The sequence below is a fragment of the Salibacterium halotolerans genome (assembly GCF_900115625.1).
Classification (GTDB): Bacteria; Bacillota; Bacilli; order Bacillales; family Marinococcaceae; genus Salibacterium; species Salibacterium halotolerans.
In genome coordinates, this window is the sequence record NZ_FOXD01000005.1 from 75,786 (window position 1) to 90,573 (window position 14,788).

A 14,788-nucleotide genomic window follows, 5' to 3' on the forward strand; every position below is an offset into this window, starting at 1 on the left:
GCAAAAGTGACGTATATTGTTGATCCGGAATGGGTGAACGATGCATGCCAAAGAGAGGACGTACGGATCGTCGACTGCCGGTTTCAGCTTGGCGAGCCGGAAGCGGGAAAAGCAGCATATGAAAAAGAGCATCTGCCCGGCGCTGTTCATATCGATCTGGAAAGAGATTTAAGTGCACCGGCGGAACCTGTCGGCGGAAGACACCCGCTGCCGGATATGGATGAATTTGCAGACATTTTATCCGAAGCAGGTATTGATCACCACACGGATGTCGTTGCTTATGATGATCAGGGAGGAGCGATGGCGGCTCGGTTTTGGTGGATGATGATGTATGCCGGCCATGAACGGACGTTTGTGATGGACCGGCCTTTCTCCTTATGGAAGGAAGAGGGGTATCCTGTTGAAAGCAGGCAGCCCGAACTGAAAAGAAAAGAATTTATTCTACGAATCCAGCCGCAGATGCTGGCGTCTATAGAAGAAGTAAAGCTTGCTCTTCATGAGGAATCGAGCCGGATTATCGATGGACGTGACGAAAGGCGCTACCGCGGAGAGACGGATCCGGTAGATCATACAGCCGGGCACATTCCGGGTGCCGGACACTATTTCTGGAAAGATGTGCTGGATGAGCACCTGATCTGGAAAGGCCCAAAAGAGCTGAAAGACCATTTTCAGCATTTACCGGAAGAAAACAGGATCTACTCTTACTGCGGATCCGGTGTGACAGCCTGTGTGAACGTACTGGCGCTGAATGAAGCGGGATATGAAAATCCAAGGCTCTATGCCGGAAGCTGGAGTGACTGGATTTCCTATGGAGACCTGCCGGTAGAGAAAGGCTAATGCTGGTGCTCCCTTATGGAATGACTTTTTGGAAGACGCCATCCGTAGTGAACAGACAGCATCCGGCAGATAACAATCAAAACGAGCATGGTGATATAGCCCGGCATGGAGGAAATCCATCCCATACCGATAACAATACCGGCGGGAACGGTCCATGCGATGTAAATTTCATGCCGCAGAAAAAGAGGTTTGCGTCCGGCCAGTACATCCCGGATCATTCCGCCACCGGTACCCGTTAAAGCAGCAGCGGCTATGGAAGCGCTGAGCGGAAGGTTCATTTCGGATGCGTAAATGGCCCCCTGTACGGCAAAGGAGCCGAGACCGATGGCATCAAACATAAGGCCCCATTTCCTCCATGTTTCAAACAAAAACCGCGGCAGTAGAAAAGCAATGGTCATGATGATAAAAGCGGTCAAAAACAGAGTCTCCTGTCCCCACAGAGCAGTAACCGGGACACCGATCAAAAGGTTCCGCACAGCTCCGCCGCCAAAAGCTGTCACGAACCCCAGAATATAAATCCCCATTAAATCATATTCTTCTTCCATTGCAGCAAAGACACCACTCAGCGCGAAGGCGGTAGTGCCGATAATATTAAGAATGTCCCACGTCACCCGGGACCGCCTCCTTTCCCAAGAAAAATTCCCGGCCGCATGAGGCCGGGATATTCAAAATCGTCCGGATTTAAATATAGCGTACAGAAGCCATAAAAACATAAGAAACGAAATAATGAAACTGATTTCAATGACCGGCAGTCTGACAAGAGGGGAGGAAGAATCTCCGAATGTAGAGCCGACAATCAAACCGACCATAATAATGCTGAACGCAAGCAGTATGATACTGAAAGAAAGGCGGTTGCTGATCCGGTCAAGCTTATTCAAAAAGATGTTCATTTTCGGGACTTTCATCTCAATGCCGACGTGGCTTTTGTTCAACTTGGACAGTGCATCACGGAATTCCCGGGGAATGTCCAGCAGGTAATCCCGCTGCCGCACTCCTTCTTTCCACCAGTCTCTGGCAATATTTTTAGGATTTATCTGTTCCATCGCCAGCTTCTTTCCATATGGTTCCGCTATTTCAACAATGCTGAGATCCGGATCAAGATGTTCGATAATGCCCTCGAAAGTAATCAATGCTTTGGCAAGCATCGTATATTCTTTGTAAATCTGAATCTCGTACCGGTGCGACGTTGCAAAAATATCATTAATTGCTTCACCGAACCGGATATCCTGGAACGATTTCTCGTAATACTTGGAAAGCATATAATAGACATCTTCTGCAAACTGATCATGATCAATCGTATCCGGAATATCGGCCATTTCATAAATGGCATCAGCCACCTGATCCGGCTTTTTCCGGGTCATGGCAATAATATAGTTGATAAACTGCCGGCGCATTTCTTTATTGAGCCGTCCGATTTGGCCGAAATCAATCAGTCCTGCTGTCTCATAGCCGGTGAAGACAATATTTCCGGGGTGGGGATCACTGTGAAAAAAACCATCCACCATGACCTGGTGAAAGAAAGCATCGGTGAGTGAACGCGCCAGTGCTTTCTTGTTAAACTGTTTGTCACTCTGCTCCAGCTCCGAAATTTTTGTGCCGTCCAGAAAAGAAATGGTCAGCACCCTCCGGCTGGAGTACGATTCGAATACTTCCGGAATCTCAAGAGCAGGGAAGTTCTCCATGTTGGTCCGCATTTTCTCTGTATTGCGGGCTTCCACATAGTAATCGACTTCATCCCGGATGGCATCTATATATTCCTCAATCACATCCTGCAACTGATAGTACCTTGCCCACTGAAAACGCTGGGCGAATAATTTGGCAAGATCCCGTAATATATCGATATCTTTTTCAATCGTTTCTTTGATATGCGGGCGTGATACTTTCACGGCTGCGTCCGTTCCATCGTGAAGCTCAGCCTTGTATACCTGTCCGATGGATGCTGCGGCAATCGGCTCATCTGAAAAGGAAGCGAACACGTCTTCCAATTGGTGTCCGAGGTCATGTTCGATAATTTTCCGTGCCTGCTCAAATGGAAAAGGCGGCACCTCATCCTGAAGTTTCTGCAGCTCTTCAATGATGGAAGGAGGAAAGATGTCTTCCCGGGTGCTTATCATCTGACCGAGTTTAATAAAAGTTGGTCCCAGATCCTCAAGCACTTTACGGATCCGCTGTCCCATCGAATGCATGTTGTAATCATCAGGGTTGGACGCCATCCGCTTGGGAAGGGACAAAATATGAAACAGGCCGACTTCCTGCAGTACATAACCAAAGCCGTGACGGGCAAGCGTGGCTGCTATCTTTCTGTAGCGGTTCGCGTGTTTAAGACCTCGTGATATTTCCATGTAACAATTCCTTTCCAGGAATACAAAATCTAATCTTGGCTCCTCGAACCGACGGATCAGCGTTCGTTATGATCTGTATCGTTAAATTTATAACGCTCCAGTTTTTCTTCCAGCTCCTGAAGTTTGGATTCTATCCGTTCTATGTCGGTGTCCGATGCAAGCCCCATGTCTCTGAACGCATCACGCGCTTTATCTTTTGAGCGTTCACTCCAGTCCGACTCCATATTCTTCCCGCGTTCCATTAACTCTTCTTTCCACTGCTCGGCTTCACGGGGGGTGATTCTGCCGCGCGTCACCAAATCATCAATATAAGTCTGCACTTTTTCTTTTCCGTAGGAAGCTGCTCCGAGGCCGAGAAAAAATCCTTTTTTCAGCATGTCATTCATCATGTATTCCTCCTGGTTCTTATTTTTCAGCAGGTGAGTTGTATCTTCCGCTCTGATTATCTACAATAGGCAGGGACGTCGTGAAAAAGGCTTACCTGAAGATAGAATACTCTATTCAGACAAGCCTTGAGAGAAAGATGGATACATTTCCTACCCGTTGTCCCGGAGCATGGAATAAATGAAGAATACCAGGACGATAACAGAGATGATGGACAGCCCGGCTAATAAACTTTTGTCCGCATCGTTCCAGGCATTTACCGAGGATGCTGATGCAGCCGCCGGTATCATGAAGATAATCATTGCAGACAGCACTGCGCTGAGTCTCGTCATAAAGAAAAGCCTCCTTCATGCATTGTCATTTATGTAAGATGGTTAAACACTCTGTCTAAGTATATCATTATCACCCATGGCAGAGCAGTGGGAAAACAAAAGAAATACCTTTTTTTATTATATCCGTGCAAAAACAATTTATCAATCCAAAAAGGATATCCATACGCTCCTTTTAGTGGACAGAACAATCGTTAGGGCGTACGTATCATGTTACAATAAATAAAGTGCAAAATGCAGTACAATGTAAAATGTGTCCGTAATGGAACGACAGGAAAGGAAAATGAGACATGTCAGGGATTCATATAGAAGATATCATCATAGCCAACCAAACATTAAAAGACGTAGTCGCCCATACGCCGCTGCAGAAAAATCAGGTTCTTTCCGAACGTTATGGTGCGAATGTGTACTTAAAAAGAGAAGACCTGCAGGTGGTGCGCTCTTTTAAAATCCGCGGGGCATATTATCTGATGCAGGGGTTGTCCGAAGAAACACTGAAAAACGGCGTCGTCTGTGCGAGCGCAGGCAATCATGCCCAGGGTGTTGCGTATTCATGCAAAGCGTTGAAGGTGAAAGGGAAAATCTTTATGCCGACGACAACACCGAAACAAAAAATCGGGCAGGTGAAATTATTCGGCAAAGAATATGTCGACGTCGTGATTACCGGTGATACGTTTGATGACTCGTATCAGGAAGCTATGGCATGTAAAGAGGAGAACAACATGGCTTTCATTCATCCGTTCAATAATGAAAAAATCATCGCCGGCCAGGGGACGGTCGGTATGGAAATCATGAATGATATTGAAGAACCAATCGACTATTTATTCTGTACCATCGGCGGCGGCGGATTAATCTCTGGTATCGGGACTTATGTAAAGTCGATTTCGCCGGAAACGAAAGTGATCGGAACCGAACCCGGCGGTGCACCCGGCATGAAAGAATCGATCGTAAAAAATGAAGTCGTGGAACTTCAGGACATGGACAAGTTTGTCGACGGTGCAGCGGTGAAACGGGTTGGTGATATTCCATATGAAGTATGCCGCGGACTGCTTGATGATATTTCACTAGTACCGGAAGGCAAAATCTGTTCAACCATTCTGGAATTGTATAATGAGAATGCCCTCGTTGCCGAGCCGGCCGGCGCTATGCCGATTTCAGCATTGGATTTTTACAAAGAGGAGATTAAAGGAAAGACGGTCGTGTGTGTTGTGAGCGGCGGTAACAATGATATCGGCCGGATGGAAGAAATGCGGGAAAAATCGCTCCGCTACGAGGGCCTTCAGCATTACTTTCTGATCAACTTTCCTCAGCGTGCCGGAGCGCTGCGCGAGTTTCTTCATGAAGTGCTCGGCCCTGAGGATGATATCACAAGGTTTGAATACACGAAGAAAAACAACAAATCGACCGGACCGGCACTTGTCGGCATAGAGCTTGCCGATCCCGGCGATTACGACAGGCTGATCAAACAGCTTGAAAAGAAAAATTTCCAGTATAACGAAATCAACAAAGAAGAAAATCTTTTTCATTTTCTTATTTGATGAAAGCAGAGGCAGCTGGATCAGGAGGACGGGATCATGATTATTAATGAAGAGGAGACGTTTTTTGAATGTATTCCCCAGCATGAACATGCCCGGATTTCTGCTGAAATCATAACATTATGGGGCGGCAGAGCCGCAAAAGAAGATCCGTACTGGGATGAACTGGCTGCGGCTGTCCGGGAGCACGACCGGGCCTGGATTCCGCTCGACGCGGCGCCGCTTGCCGATGAAAGGAACCGCCCTTACGATTTTACCAATTATCCGGAAAAACCTAAGACAGAGGCTTATCAGAGAGGTATTCTTGAGGCTGCCGGAATACATCGCTACTGCGGCCTGTTAGTCAGCAGACACTACACTTCTTTTTTTGAAAAAGGCTTGACAGCAACCGGGCGGATGTTTCGTGACCAGGAAAAAGAGCGGCAGAAAAAATGGCGGAGAGAACTTCAAGAGCCTGATAACGAAGAGCATCATCTTGCACTGCTGCAGTTTTGCGACGATCTTTCTCTCTATTTGTGCACCAATGCTCCCGGGGCTTCGAAAGAGGAGGAAAATCCCTGGTTCAAAAACGGATTCCGGCAGCATTTTGCTTTTGTGAACCATGAAACGATTTATGCGGAATTCAGTGGAAAAGAGCATGTGTTCATCACACCGTTTCCTCTGCAGGAACCGCTCGATATAACGATTCATGGCAGACAGGTTTTAAAAGAAGAGCTGCAGGAAAAAAGGTTTTCCGAAGCGTTTCAACACAGCACGGCACTTACGAGACAGTTCTATCTCCATCCAGGCTGACATAAAAAGGAGGATTCGATGTCTTTACAAGGAAAACGAATCATCGCACTTGTCGATGAAGATTTTGAAGATCTGGAACTTTGGGTACCGGTTATGAGACTCAGGGAAGAAGGCGTAGATGTTGTACTCACCGGAAAAGAAAAGGGGAAAACGTATTACGGTAAACACGGCGTACCTGCAGAAGCAGAAGCTTCGTTTACCGACATTTCCGCCGCAGAATATGACGGTATTCTTGTGCCCGGCGGATGGGCGCCGGACAAACTGCGGCGTTATCCGGAGGTTATGGACATGGTCCGGCATATGGATAAACAACAGAAACTTATCGGTCAAATCTGCCACGCCGGCTGGGTTCTTGTCTCCGCGGACATCCTTACGAACAAAAAAGTAACAAGCACCCCGGGTATTAAAGACGATATGAAAAACGCCGGGGCCGTCTGGTATGATGAGGAAGTGGTCGTAGACGGCCATATCGTTTCAAGCCGGCGCCCGCCGGACATTCCGGCATACAGCCGGGCGCTCGTTCAGTCGCTGAAAGCGTAAGACAGCATAATAAGAGGGGCTGAGCCGGAATAAAAGGAGTTATCATGAAAGAAATTTCTGCACGGGAAATACAGGAACTTACAAACAATAGTCAAACGGCGGCGGTTTTTTTCTACACTCCATTATGCGGAACGTGTCAGGTGGCATCAGAGATGACCGGTCATATAGAAACAGTGTTCGATGCTGCTTTTCTGCAGGCTGATATAAACACGATGCCCGATATCGCACAACAGGAACAAATCAGCAGTGTGCCCTGCCTGAAAGTGTGGAACGATGGGAGGATAGTTCTTACGATTTATGCGTTTGAATCCGTTCCTTCCTTATTGAAAAGGCTGCACGGCCTGGTGCCGCTCAAAGGTATGAAGGAGGATGAGAACAATGACAGAAGCAAAAGCAGCTCCTGATTTTGAACTTTCAACATTGGACGGGGAAGACCAGGTGCGGTTTCATGACTGGAAAGGAAAGCCGGTTATGCTGACGTTTTGGGCGTCCTGGTGTCCGGATTCGCAGCGTGATCTTGCGAAGAAACAGTCTTTTTATGAAAACCTGGATCAGGATAAGATACAATTTCTTACGATCAATGTGACCGGGAGAGAAGGATCAACGGAAGCTCCGGTGCAGTTTATGGAAGACAACGGGTACACATTTCCCGTCCTTCGCGATTTGAATACAAAAACGTATGACAAGTATCAATGCATGGGAGTTCCGACCACATTTATTCTTGATGAAAATCTTCAGGTAATGAATCGTTTTAATGATAAAGCAGCATTTGTGGATATTATCAAAGGAGTGGAACCGCTTCTGGTGCGTTAATACCGTTAAAAAACGAAGTCCGGGAACAGCCGGGCTTCGTTTTTTGACGTTGTGCTGTATTTGTTTTGTGTGACTGGTATTACGACGGCTTTCTTCCGTTTGTAACAACCTGTTTCATCTGGCTGCTGTTTGGATAATCATTAGCGTCATATTGTGCGGTGACACGTTCTTTGTCGTAGTCCACCCGGTGAATGGACGCATCAAACGATCCATTTTCTATATCGAGCAGCACGTAAGACGGCCGGGGATCGCCGTCAAAAGGAAGACCTACACTGCCGGTATTGATGAACGTTGTACCTCCTGCTTCACGGATATACGGCGTGTGGATATGCCCATATACTACAATATCGGCTTCCGATTCCGAGTGAAGGGTTTGAAGCAGAGTCTCATCGGAAGCATCCGCCGTTACAGCATCAAAAAGATTATCCGGTACAGCGTGAAAGGCATGTATCGTTACAGATTCATGATAGGTATCAAGAAATGATTCCGGCAGCTTATCCAGATAATCGATATCCTCGCGGCTTAACCGTTCAACGGTCCAATCCTGTTCCTGATTCATAAGAGCCAGCGCGTTGTCGGGAACTTCGCCCGCGCGTACCCCGCGGACCACCCATTCATCTGCATTGCCTTTCAGCACTTTTGCGGGGGTGGATCGTACCGTTTCCAGTGCGTTTTTAGGTTCAGGACCGCGGTAGCACAAGTCCCCCAGAATATACATCTGTTCAATATTTTTGTTCTGCAGATCATTCAGTACAGCTTTCAGCGCGCGTGCGTTACCATGGATATCAGATAATAATGCAATTTTCATACAGGCATCCTCCTCTATGCAATGAATCAAAACTCTATACTTCATTATACATGAGACAGAAAAGCTGTCATAACAATTTTCATGTTATGCTCCCTGGTGGAAGGTACAAGACCCCTTGTGTTACAATCACTCATATCTATGACATATCCGTTGAAAACAAACAGCACAATGATGAGAGGAGAGAGAAGATGAACATTATTTCGATTGAGCCGACACCAAGTCCGAATACAATGAAATTAATCATGGATGAATCGCTCCCGTCCGGGAAAAGCAATAACTATAAAGCAGACAACAAAGAAGAGGCTCCTGACTTTATCCGTCCGATACTGGAGATTGAAGGTATTACCGGAATATATCATGTATCTGACTTTATGGCTCTTGAACGTCATCCCAAGGCAGAATGGGAAGGACTGCTTGGTCAGGTACGCAGAGTTTTCGGTGAAAATGCAAAAACCGATGAGACAACCATGGAAATGGAGGATGCATTTGGAGAAGTGCAGGTGCAGCTGCAGATGTTTAAAGATATTCCTATGCAGGTCAAAGTAACATCAGGCGACGAAGAGAAGCGCAAAGGGCTCCCGGAACGTTTTCAGGAAGCGGCATTCAACGCTCAGACCGAAGGCGATAACATCGTGATGCAGCGACGGTGGGAAGATCACAGCCGCCGCTACGGCGATGACCTGGATGTCATAGCTGATGAGGCAGCGGAGGAAACGTCCGCGGCTTACCCCCGGGAACGTCTGAACACGCTCGTTCAGCTTTCCTTATCCGGAGAAGAGAATGCCCGGCAGTTTGAAGACAGGTTTATTGAAGTGACACCGGAAATGCTCGATGAACCGGATTGGCGGAGCCGGTATGCCGCTCTTGATAAAATGAATCCGAAAGAAAAAGATCTCCCGATTCTTGAAAAAGCACTTCATGATGAGAAGTCATCCGTTCGAAGACTTGCCGTTGTACACATTGGAATCATTGAAAAGCCGGTTATTCTGCCGCTTCTGAGACAGGCGATGCACGATCAGTCCGTCACAGTACGTCGTACGGCTGCCGACTGTTTCTCGGACCTTGGAGACCCGGCAGGCATCCCGGCTATGATAGATGCGCTTGATGATAAAAACAAACTGGTCCGCTGGAGAGCAGCGATGTTCCTGTATGAAGTGGGAGATGAGACGGCGGCAGAGCCGCTCCGTGAAACCGTGAACGATCCTGCGTTTGAAGTAGCTCTGCAGGCAAGGCTTGCTTTAAAACGGATTGAAGAAGGGAAAGAGGCCGAAGGTTCAGTCTGGAAGCAGATGACGGAAAAAATGCAGCAGGACAGAATAAACGAATAGAATCGGTAGTGGATAAAAGGGTGGTTTCACTTCCGCAAAAAAGGAGCATAAGTACGTAATGACGAAAGAGGAATTGAAACAGCAGCTGCAGGAAAAAGAAATGACGGAGGCGCTGGAACTGCTGGAAGAGGCCGAGCAGGGGGAGCTGGCTGAACTGGAGCTGGTCGAGTCCCTTGGTCTTCTCCGGGATGACTATTTAAATAACAGGCTGATTGAAATACTACAAAACGAAGGTGTCGAAATCATTTACATTCCGGCGGAAGAATAGCAGATCAGGATACCGTACCCGGAGAAAAAGAACCGTGACAATTCCGGTCCTATATAAGAGTAAAAAAAGCTTCCGATTATCCATTTCAGATAGCCGGAAGCTTTTTGTTTTATTTACTCAGGATTCGTGGTCTTTGGAGTAGGCGCTTGTGTAGGTGGATATCCGGCGCACTCCGTTATCTGCTGTGTATTCAAACCGGTCATAGACATAATCCTGCGCATTGGATTTCAGCACACGTTCATAATGATGCTGTACAACCAGGGTGGAAGAAGTCGTCTGGAACATTAGAAAGTTAACCCCTTTAAAGTCGGTAGTTCCTTCGGACTGCAGCAGTTCATGGAGTAGCCGGTTATGGCAGTCCATCAGATCGGATCCTGAAAAACCAAAGTCTTCAAGGTCTTTGAGAAGGCTGCGGCGTGAAGGGTGTTCCAGTTCATTCAAAAGGATCGTGAAAGGCTGGAACTGTTCGGTATGAATACGGACATTATCCCCTTCATTCAATGTGACCGAAGCACCTGTTTCGTCTGTAAACGTAAAATCCCGGCTGTGGGAGGCCGGATGCCATCTGCCGTTAATTTTTATTTCGAATTCAAACGGGCATCCTTCAAGTTCCAGTTCATCTCCGTGTATCGGCTCATAGAGGAAGGGGTGGTCCTGCTGTTTTTTGATGCGGTATACGACATAGGAAGGAGCCTGCTGCTCATCAGACTGTTTCTGTTTTTTTTCCGCAGGTTCATTTTCAAATGATGCTTTTACTTCCTGCCATGTCTCGGCTTCGGACGCGTAGGATTCGGATGCAGCCTGCAGATTTTCAATAACCTGTTTCAAAGCTGCTTTCGCAGAGGATTCAAAGTCAGTTGTCTGCGGCTCTTCCGTAATATCAATTTTACCGCCCGGTACGACAATGCTTTGATCTTTCATTTTCAAAATAACATCAGAACGGTGTACAGCAGGCACGTCAAAAAGTCCTGTAATGGTAACTTTTCCGGACCACATTTTTTTGGGCGGTGTCTGGACTTCTTCCAGTCTGCCGTAATACACCCCGTCTTGTCCCTGGTCTACGATGACCGTACTGCCTATATGTTTGGACGCTTCTTGGCGATTCATGGTAACCCTCACTTTAATAGTAGCTTTTCGTTCGGTAACTAACTTTATTATACGCAATCGAAAGTGGATTCAGCAAGCCTGACAACAGTTTATTCCAGACGATTGTTCCGTCTCCCGGCCGGATATCTGCGTTCATTCAGTTCAATGAGCTGTTCCATCTGCTCCAGTTTTGTATGCTCGGTTTTTTCCCGGAGCCTGCTTACGTTAACTTCCATTTTGACCAGCGCTTCATAAAGCTGCTCTGTCTGTTTCCCCTGATTGTCGGAGGAAAGCGATAAAAAGGTGTCCACCAAAGAGGGGATATCTTTAGTGAGCATTCGTTTTACGGTGTAGCGGTCTTCCACATCCAATGTATCAAACAGATCTCCCGTCCGGCGGATCTCTTCCATAAGACTGGAGAGGCGGTTATGGATTAAAGCCGGCAGTTCCTGCCATGATTCCGTCTTTTTCTTTTCAAGTTCCATCAGTTGATGAAACGGTTCTTCCCCGGAGTGAATAAAATCTTTTTCTCCTGACGGTTCTGCTTCCTTTTGCACTTGTTTATCGGCTGCGGGCTCAGGATTTTGAATCAAATCCCCGAGCAGCGCATCATCAAGCTGCTCGAGTTTATCAAATATACCTTTGAAATACGCAGACTGCTGTATACTGCGGACAAAAGTCTGTCCGTTTTTAATATACTGCACCGTTGCTTCTTTACATCGTTTCTGCCGGTTTTTGGGCAGGTAGGCTTTACGGAGGTATTCGATTACTATCCTCTTCTTTATGGCAGCCCCGGATTTGTGGTTTTCGTAACTTAACAGCTTCATTCGTTTTTGATTGACCTTGAGCCTGAAATGAAACGTATCTCCGTTTTTTTTGAAATTCTGTGATGATTTCACCTGTCTGCCGTATTCAATTAAACGATCCAGGGCTGCTTCTGTTTCCTGAACGATGACAAGACCGTGTGCATCAGAAAAAATATGATCATCCACCGGCCGCATGTGTTCCGGCAGAAACCGTTCCAGCCATGGATGCAACAGCCAGTCTTTAGCCAACTTGAATCACCTTTTTCATTTTAACTGTTATTCCAGTAATTTTGTTCTCATTTGTTCATTGAGCTCATCGAGTTCCTGAATGAATTTCTTTCCGGACTGAACGATACGTTCATTGGACTGTTCCGTCATTTCAATAGCGGCGTTAACGTCTTCGTAGGCTTTACGGAACGTTTCAATTGCAACGGCAGGTTCCTCAAGAGTCTTCAATGTATCTTCGGTGTTTGATTTCAGCATTTCGGCATTGCTTAATATCATGTTTTCCGTCGCATCGTTGACGTTCTGCACCGCGTTGATGACTTTACGCTGGTTGCCAAGCGCCAGCTGGATGGAAGCTGTAACTGTAATAATGTTTTTTGTCATTGTAATGGCATTGAAAATGGCTTCTTCCAGTTTTTCGTTATTGTCGAGAATCAAATCAACGGAAGCAAGGGACTGCTGCAGCACCATAACGGCCTGATGCATGTTTTTCACCCGTGTTATTACTTTTTCCTGGCCTTTCTGGAGAGGAGACGGGTTATCTTTCCATTCATCTTTAGTCATTTCCTGTTCCAGCATTTCATTAAGCTGGTTGCCCGTTTCAATCTGCTGCTGCAGTTCGGTGATCCGTTCTTTCGCGGTTTCTTTCAGTTGTTCGAGCATCACGTTGTCTTCCTGCAGTTTATCGCGGCCCGAAAGCAGTGCTTCAATAATGTTTTCAACCTGCGCTTCCACTGTTTCGTATTTTTTGGCGTACTGCTCCATTGGACTTCTGCCGAGCAGCTTGTTCCACGTTTTTTTCAGGCGGCCTTCTTTAAGGTGTTCCGGCTCCAGTTCGCTGACCATACCTTTGAGCTCATGAAGTTTTTCCGGAAGCTCATTGTCTTTTTGGTTCATCATCTCCCGCACCGGACGTTTAAGTGCATCAAGGGATTCACCGGCTTTTTTCTGCTCGGATTCACCCAGACTTCCAATGGAGGAAAGCAGGTCGTCTGAATCTTTTTCCTGTTTGAAGCGTTCCAGATATTTTTCTGCCTCATTCACCGTTTCTTTGGCACTTTCTGACAAAACAGAGGCATTTTGTTCGTTTTCACTGGTCATAGGAATCTCCTCCTGACAAAGAATCGTTTGGATACGATATCCGATCATTGATTGTGCTTGTTTTTCTATTATATCATTTTTTGACGTCCTTCGTAGCACATTGCTTTTCATTCTTTTGTAATTTGTGTACGATAACATTTACAATCAGATTCAATATAACATCATATAATCGGGAAAGGAGGTTAGAATGTTCAGGAAATATTTCGGCTTAAAAGAAGCCAATGCCGTCCTTCCGGATGTCCGGGAAGAAATGGTGCATCTGCAGCATCTGCAGCATGAGTACAAAACGAGTTATCACCACCTTCAGGCAGTAAAAAAGGGCAGACTTCAGGAAGATACAACGTTTAAAGAAGACATCTTTGTTCTGGAATCCGCCATTGATTTTATGGAAATCCAGGCCCTTCAGCTGCTGCAGCAGCTGGAGGCTGCCGGTATCTATATAAAAAGCATTGAAAAAGGGATTGTCGCTTTTCCGGCACGCCTCGACGGAAAATCTATTTTTCTGTCATGGAAACAAGGGGAAGAATATATATCCTACTATTACGAGTGGTCTGAATCGATGGAACACCGGAGGACTATCGGTAAAACCGACGATGACTGACAGGGGGAAAGAAGGATGTGTCTTATAGGGATTGGATACCGGATTCATCCTGATTATCCATTGATTGTTGCAGCAAATCGCGATGAGTTTTTTAATAGACCGACCGCTTCTCTGCACTCCTGGCCTGATTCTCCGATTACGGCCGGAAAGGACCTCCAGCAGGGTGGAACATGGATGGGGGCGGCAAAGAGCGGACGATTTGCTGCTGTAAACAATGTGAGAGATCCGGGAGAAACAAAAGCGCCCAGGTCGCGCGGTGAAATAGTAAAGAATTTTCTCGAGACGGATCATGCCGACCGCTTTTTTGAAAATCTACGGCAGAACCGCCATCAATACGGCGGCTACAATCTGCTGGGCGGCAGTCCGGACGGTGTGTATTATGCGACAAACCAGACAGCACACAAAAAAATACCACTGTCACCAGGGATATACGGGTTGAGTAATTCTTATCTGGATACGCCGTGGCCTAAAGTGGAAAAAATGAAAACAGATCTTTCCAATCTGCTGAAGATGTCTGATGGATCAATGGAAACAGAAAAAATCTTTCAGATTTTATCGAATTCTGAAGAAGCGGATGATAGGAAGCTGCCTGATACCGGTGTGGGTTATACCTTTGAAAAAAAATTGTCACCATTGTTCATAAAAATGGAAGGGTATGGAACCCGATCCCAGACCGTGTTTATGGTGTCGAGGCAGGGAAATGCTGTTTTGGAAGAAAAGACATTCCTCGAAGGTGCGGAGTTGTCGGAACATACAAAGTTTGAGTGGACTGTGGAAGAGAATGGATCATAATGAGAAATTGAATATTTTTTCTCTATATATTATAATTATGCATCACCCCCTCCGTGATTTGGATATTAAAAACGAGGGGAAGGCACAGAGAAACCGTTTACAAGGATTCGAATTTTTGTTATATAATTTGCCGAAATGTCAGAAAAATGATATGCTTTTGTATATTACTTTTTTAAAAAGAGAGAGCGGCCATTGGTCAGC

18 protein-coding genes are annotated in these 14,788 nt (G+C 46.3%); 10 read left to right on the top strand and 8 right to left on the bottom strand.

Annotated elements, in window-relative coordinates:
* Positions 1-6: 6 nt before the first annotated feature.
* Positions 7-837 carry a sulfurtransferase gene (locus BM124_RS05985; protein WP_093336160.1) on the top strand — a complete coding sequence of 277 codons (831 nt, stop codon included), beginning with the start codon at positions 7-9 and terminating at the stop codon, positions 835-837.
* Here the strand turns inward: BM124_RS05985 and BM124_RS05990 are convergent.
* The 4 genes from BM124_RS05990 to BM124_RS06005 all read right to left on the bottom strand — a co-directional run bounded on the left by BM124_RS05990 (position 834) and on the right by BM124_RS06005 (position 3,895).
* Entirely contained in the window at positions 834-1,448 is a 615-nt protein-coding gene (locus BM124_RS05990; RefSeq protein ID WP_093336019.1) for a trimeric intracellular cation channel family protein, read from the bottom strand. The two genes, BM124_RS05985 and BM124_RS05990, sit on opposite strands and share 4 nt — an antisense overlap.
* Before the next feature lie 54 nt (positions 1,449-1,502).
* Positions 1,503-3,179 carry an ABC1 kinase family protein gene (locus BM124_RS05995; RefSeq protein ID WP_093336020.1) on the bottom strand — a complete coding sequence of 559 codons (1,677 nt, stop codon included), beginning with the start codon at positions 3,177-3,179 and terminating at the stop codon, positions 1,503-1,505.
* Between the two features lie 56 nt (positions 3,180-3,235).
* Positions 3,236-3,568, bottom strand: coding sequence for a phasin family protein (locus BM124_RS06000; protein ID WP_139217073.1), 333 nt, complete (start codon positions 3,566-3,568; stop codon positions 3,236-3,238).
* A gap of 147 nt (positions 3,569-3,715) precedes the next feature.
* Positions 3,716-3,895, bottom strand: coding sequence for a hypothetical protein (locus tag BM124_RS06005; RefSeq protein ID WP_093336023.1), 180 nt, complete (start codon positions 3,893-3,895; stop codon positions 3,716-3,718).
* A gap of 287 nt (positions 3,896-4,182) precedes the next feature.
* On the opposite strand from BM124_RS06005, the gene ilvA reads away from it, so the two are divergent.
* From ilvA to BM124_RS06030, 5 genes are read left to right on the top strand one after another with little or no spacing between them, the layout of a single operon-like run.
* On the top strand, positions 4,183-5,430 hold the full coding sequence (gene ilvA / locus BM124_RS06010) for a threonine ammonia-lyase IlvA (protein ID WP_093336024.1): 1,248 nt from the start codon (positions 4,183-4,185) through the stop codon (positions 5,428-5,430).
* Between the two features lie 36 nt (positions 5,431-5,466).
* A complete protein-coding gene (locus tag BM124_RS06015) occupies positions 5,467-6,219 on the top strand; it encodes a DUF3891 family protein (RefSeq protein ID WP_093336026.1) in 753 nt (250 codons plus the stop codon).
* An 18-nt stretch (positions 6,220-6,237) separates the two neighbouring features.
* On the top strand, positions 6,238-6,759 hold the full coding sequence (locus BM124_RS06020; protein WP_093336027.1) for a type 1 glutamine amidotransferase domain-containing protein: 522 nt from the start codon (positions 6,238-6,240) through the stop codon (positions 6,757-6,759).
* Positions 6,760-6,803: 44 nt separating this feature from the next.
* Positions 6,804-7,163 (top strand): thioredoxin family protein, encoded by a 360-nt coding sequence (locus BM124_RS06025; RefSeq protein WP_093336029.1) that lies wholly within the window; start codon positions 6,804-6,806, stop codon positions 7,161-7,163.
* Positions 7,138-7,572 (top strand): TlpA disulfide reductase family protein, encoded by a 435-nt coding sequence (locus tag BM124_RS06030; RefSeq protein WP_170841000.1) that lies wholly within the window; start codon positions 7,138-7,140, stop codon positions 7,570-7,572. The genes BM124_RS06025 and BM124_RS06030 overlap by 26 nt, the downstream gene beginning before the upstream one ends.
* A 79-nt stretch (positions 7,573-7,651) precedes the next feature.
* Here the strand turns inward: BM124_RS06030 and BM124_RS06035 are convergent, their stop codons facing one another.
* Positions 7,652-8,380: a metallophosphoesterase family protein gene (locus BM124_RS06035; protein WP_093336032.1), complete on the bottom strand. Its 729-nt coding sequence runs from the start codon at positions 8,378-8,380 to the stop codon at positions 7,652-7,654.
* Between the two features lie 188 nt (positions 8,381-8,568).
* Here BM124_RS06035 and BM124_RS06040 point away from each other — a divergent pair, with 188 nt between their 5' ends.
* Positions 8,569-9,708: a conserved virulence factor C family protein gene (locus BM124_RS06040; RefSeq protein WP_093336034.1), complete on the top strand. Its 1,140-nt coding sequence runs from the start codon at positions 8,569-8,571 to the stop codon at positions 9,706-9,708.
* A gap of 58 nt (positions 9,709-9,766) precedes the next feature.
* Entirely contained in the window at positions 9,767-9,976 is a 210-nt protein-coding gene (locus tag BM124_RS06045; RefSeq protein WP_093336035.1) for a hypothetical protein, read from the top strand.
* Positions 9,977-10,093: 117 nt separating this feature from the next.
* On the opposite strand, the gene BM124_RS06050 is transcribed toward BM124_RS06045, so the two are convergent.
* The 3 genes from BM124_RS06050 to BM124_RS06060 form a co-directional block, all read right to left on the bottom strand.
* A complete protein-coding gene (locus BM124_RS06050) occupies positions 10,094-11,083 on the bottom strand; it encodes a DUF2777 family protein (protein ID WP_093336037.1) in 990 nt (329 codons plus the stop codon).
* A gap of 89 nt (positions 11,084-11,172) precedes the next feature.
* On the bottom strand, positions 11,173-12,117 hold the full coding sequence (locus BM124_RS06055) for a hypothetical protein (protein ID WP_093336038.1): 945 nt from the start codon (positions 12,115-12,117) through the stop codon (positions 11,173-11,175).
* 27 nt (positions 12,118-12,144) lie between these two features.
* A complete protein-coding gene (locus BM124_RS06060; protein ID WP_093336040.1) occupies positions 12,145-13,194 on the bottom strand; it encodes a toxic anion resistance protein in 1,050 nt (349 codons plus the stop codon).
* Between the two features lie 187 nt (positions 13,195-13,381).
* Here BM124_RS06060 and BM124_RS06065 point away from each other — a divergent pair, with 187 nt between their 5' ends.
* Both BM124_RS06065 and BM124_RS06070 read left to right on the top strand, forming a co-directional pair.
* Complete coding sequence (locus BM124_RS06065) at positions 13,382-13,795, top strand: DUF2203 family protein (protein WP_093336041.1); 414 nt, start codon at positions 13,382-13,384, stop codon at positions 13,793-13,795.
* Positions 13,796-13,810: 15 nt separating this feature from the next.
* Entirely contained in the window at positions 13,811-14,587 is a 777-nt protein-coding gene (locus tag BM124_RS06070) for an NRDE family protein (protein ID WP_093336043.1), read from the top strand.
* Positions 14,588-14,788: the final 201 nt, after the last annotated feature.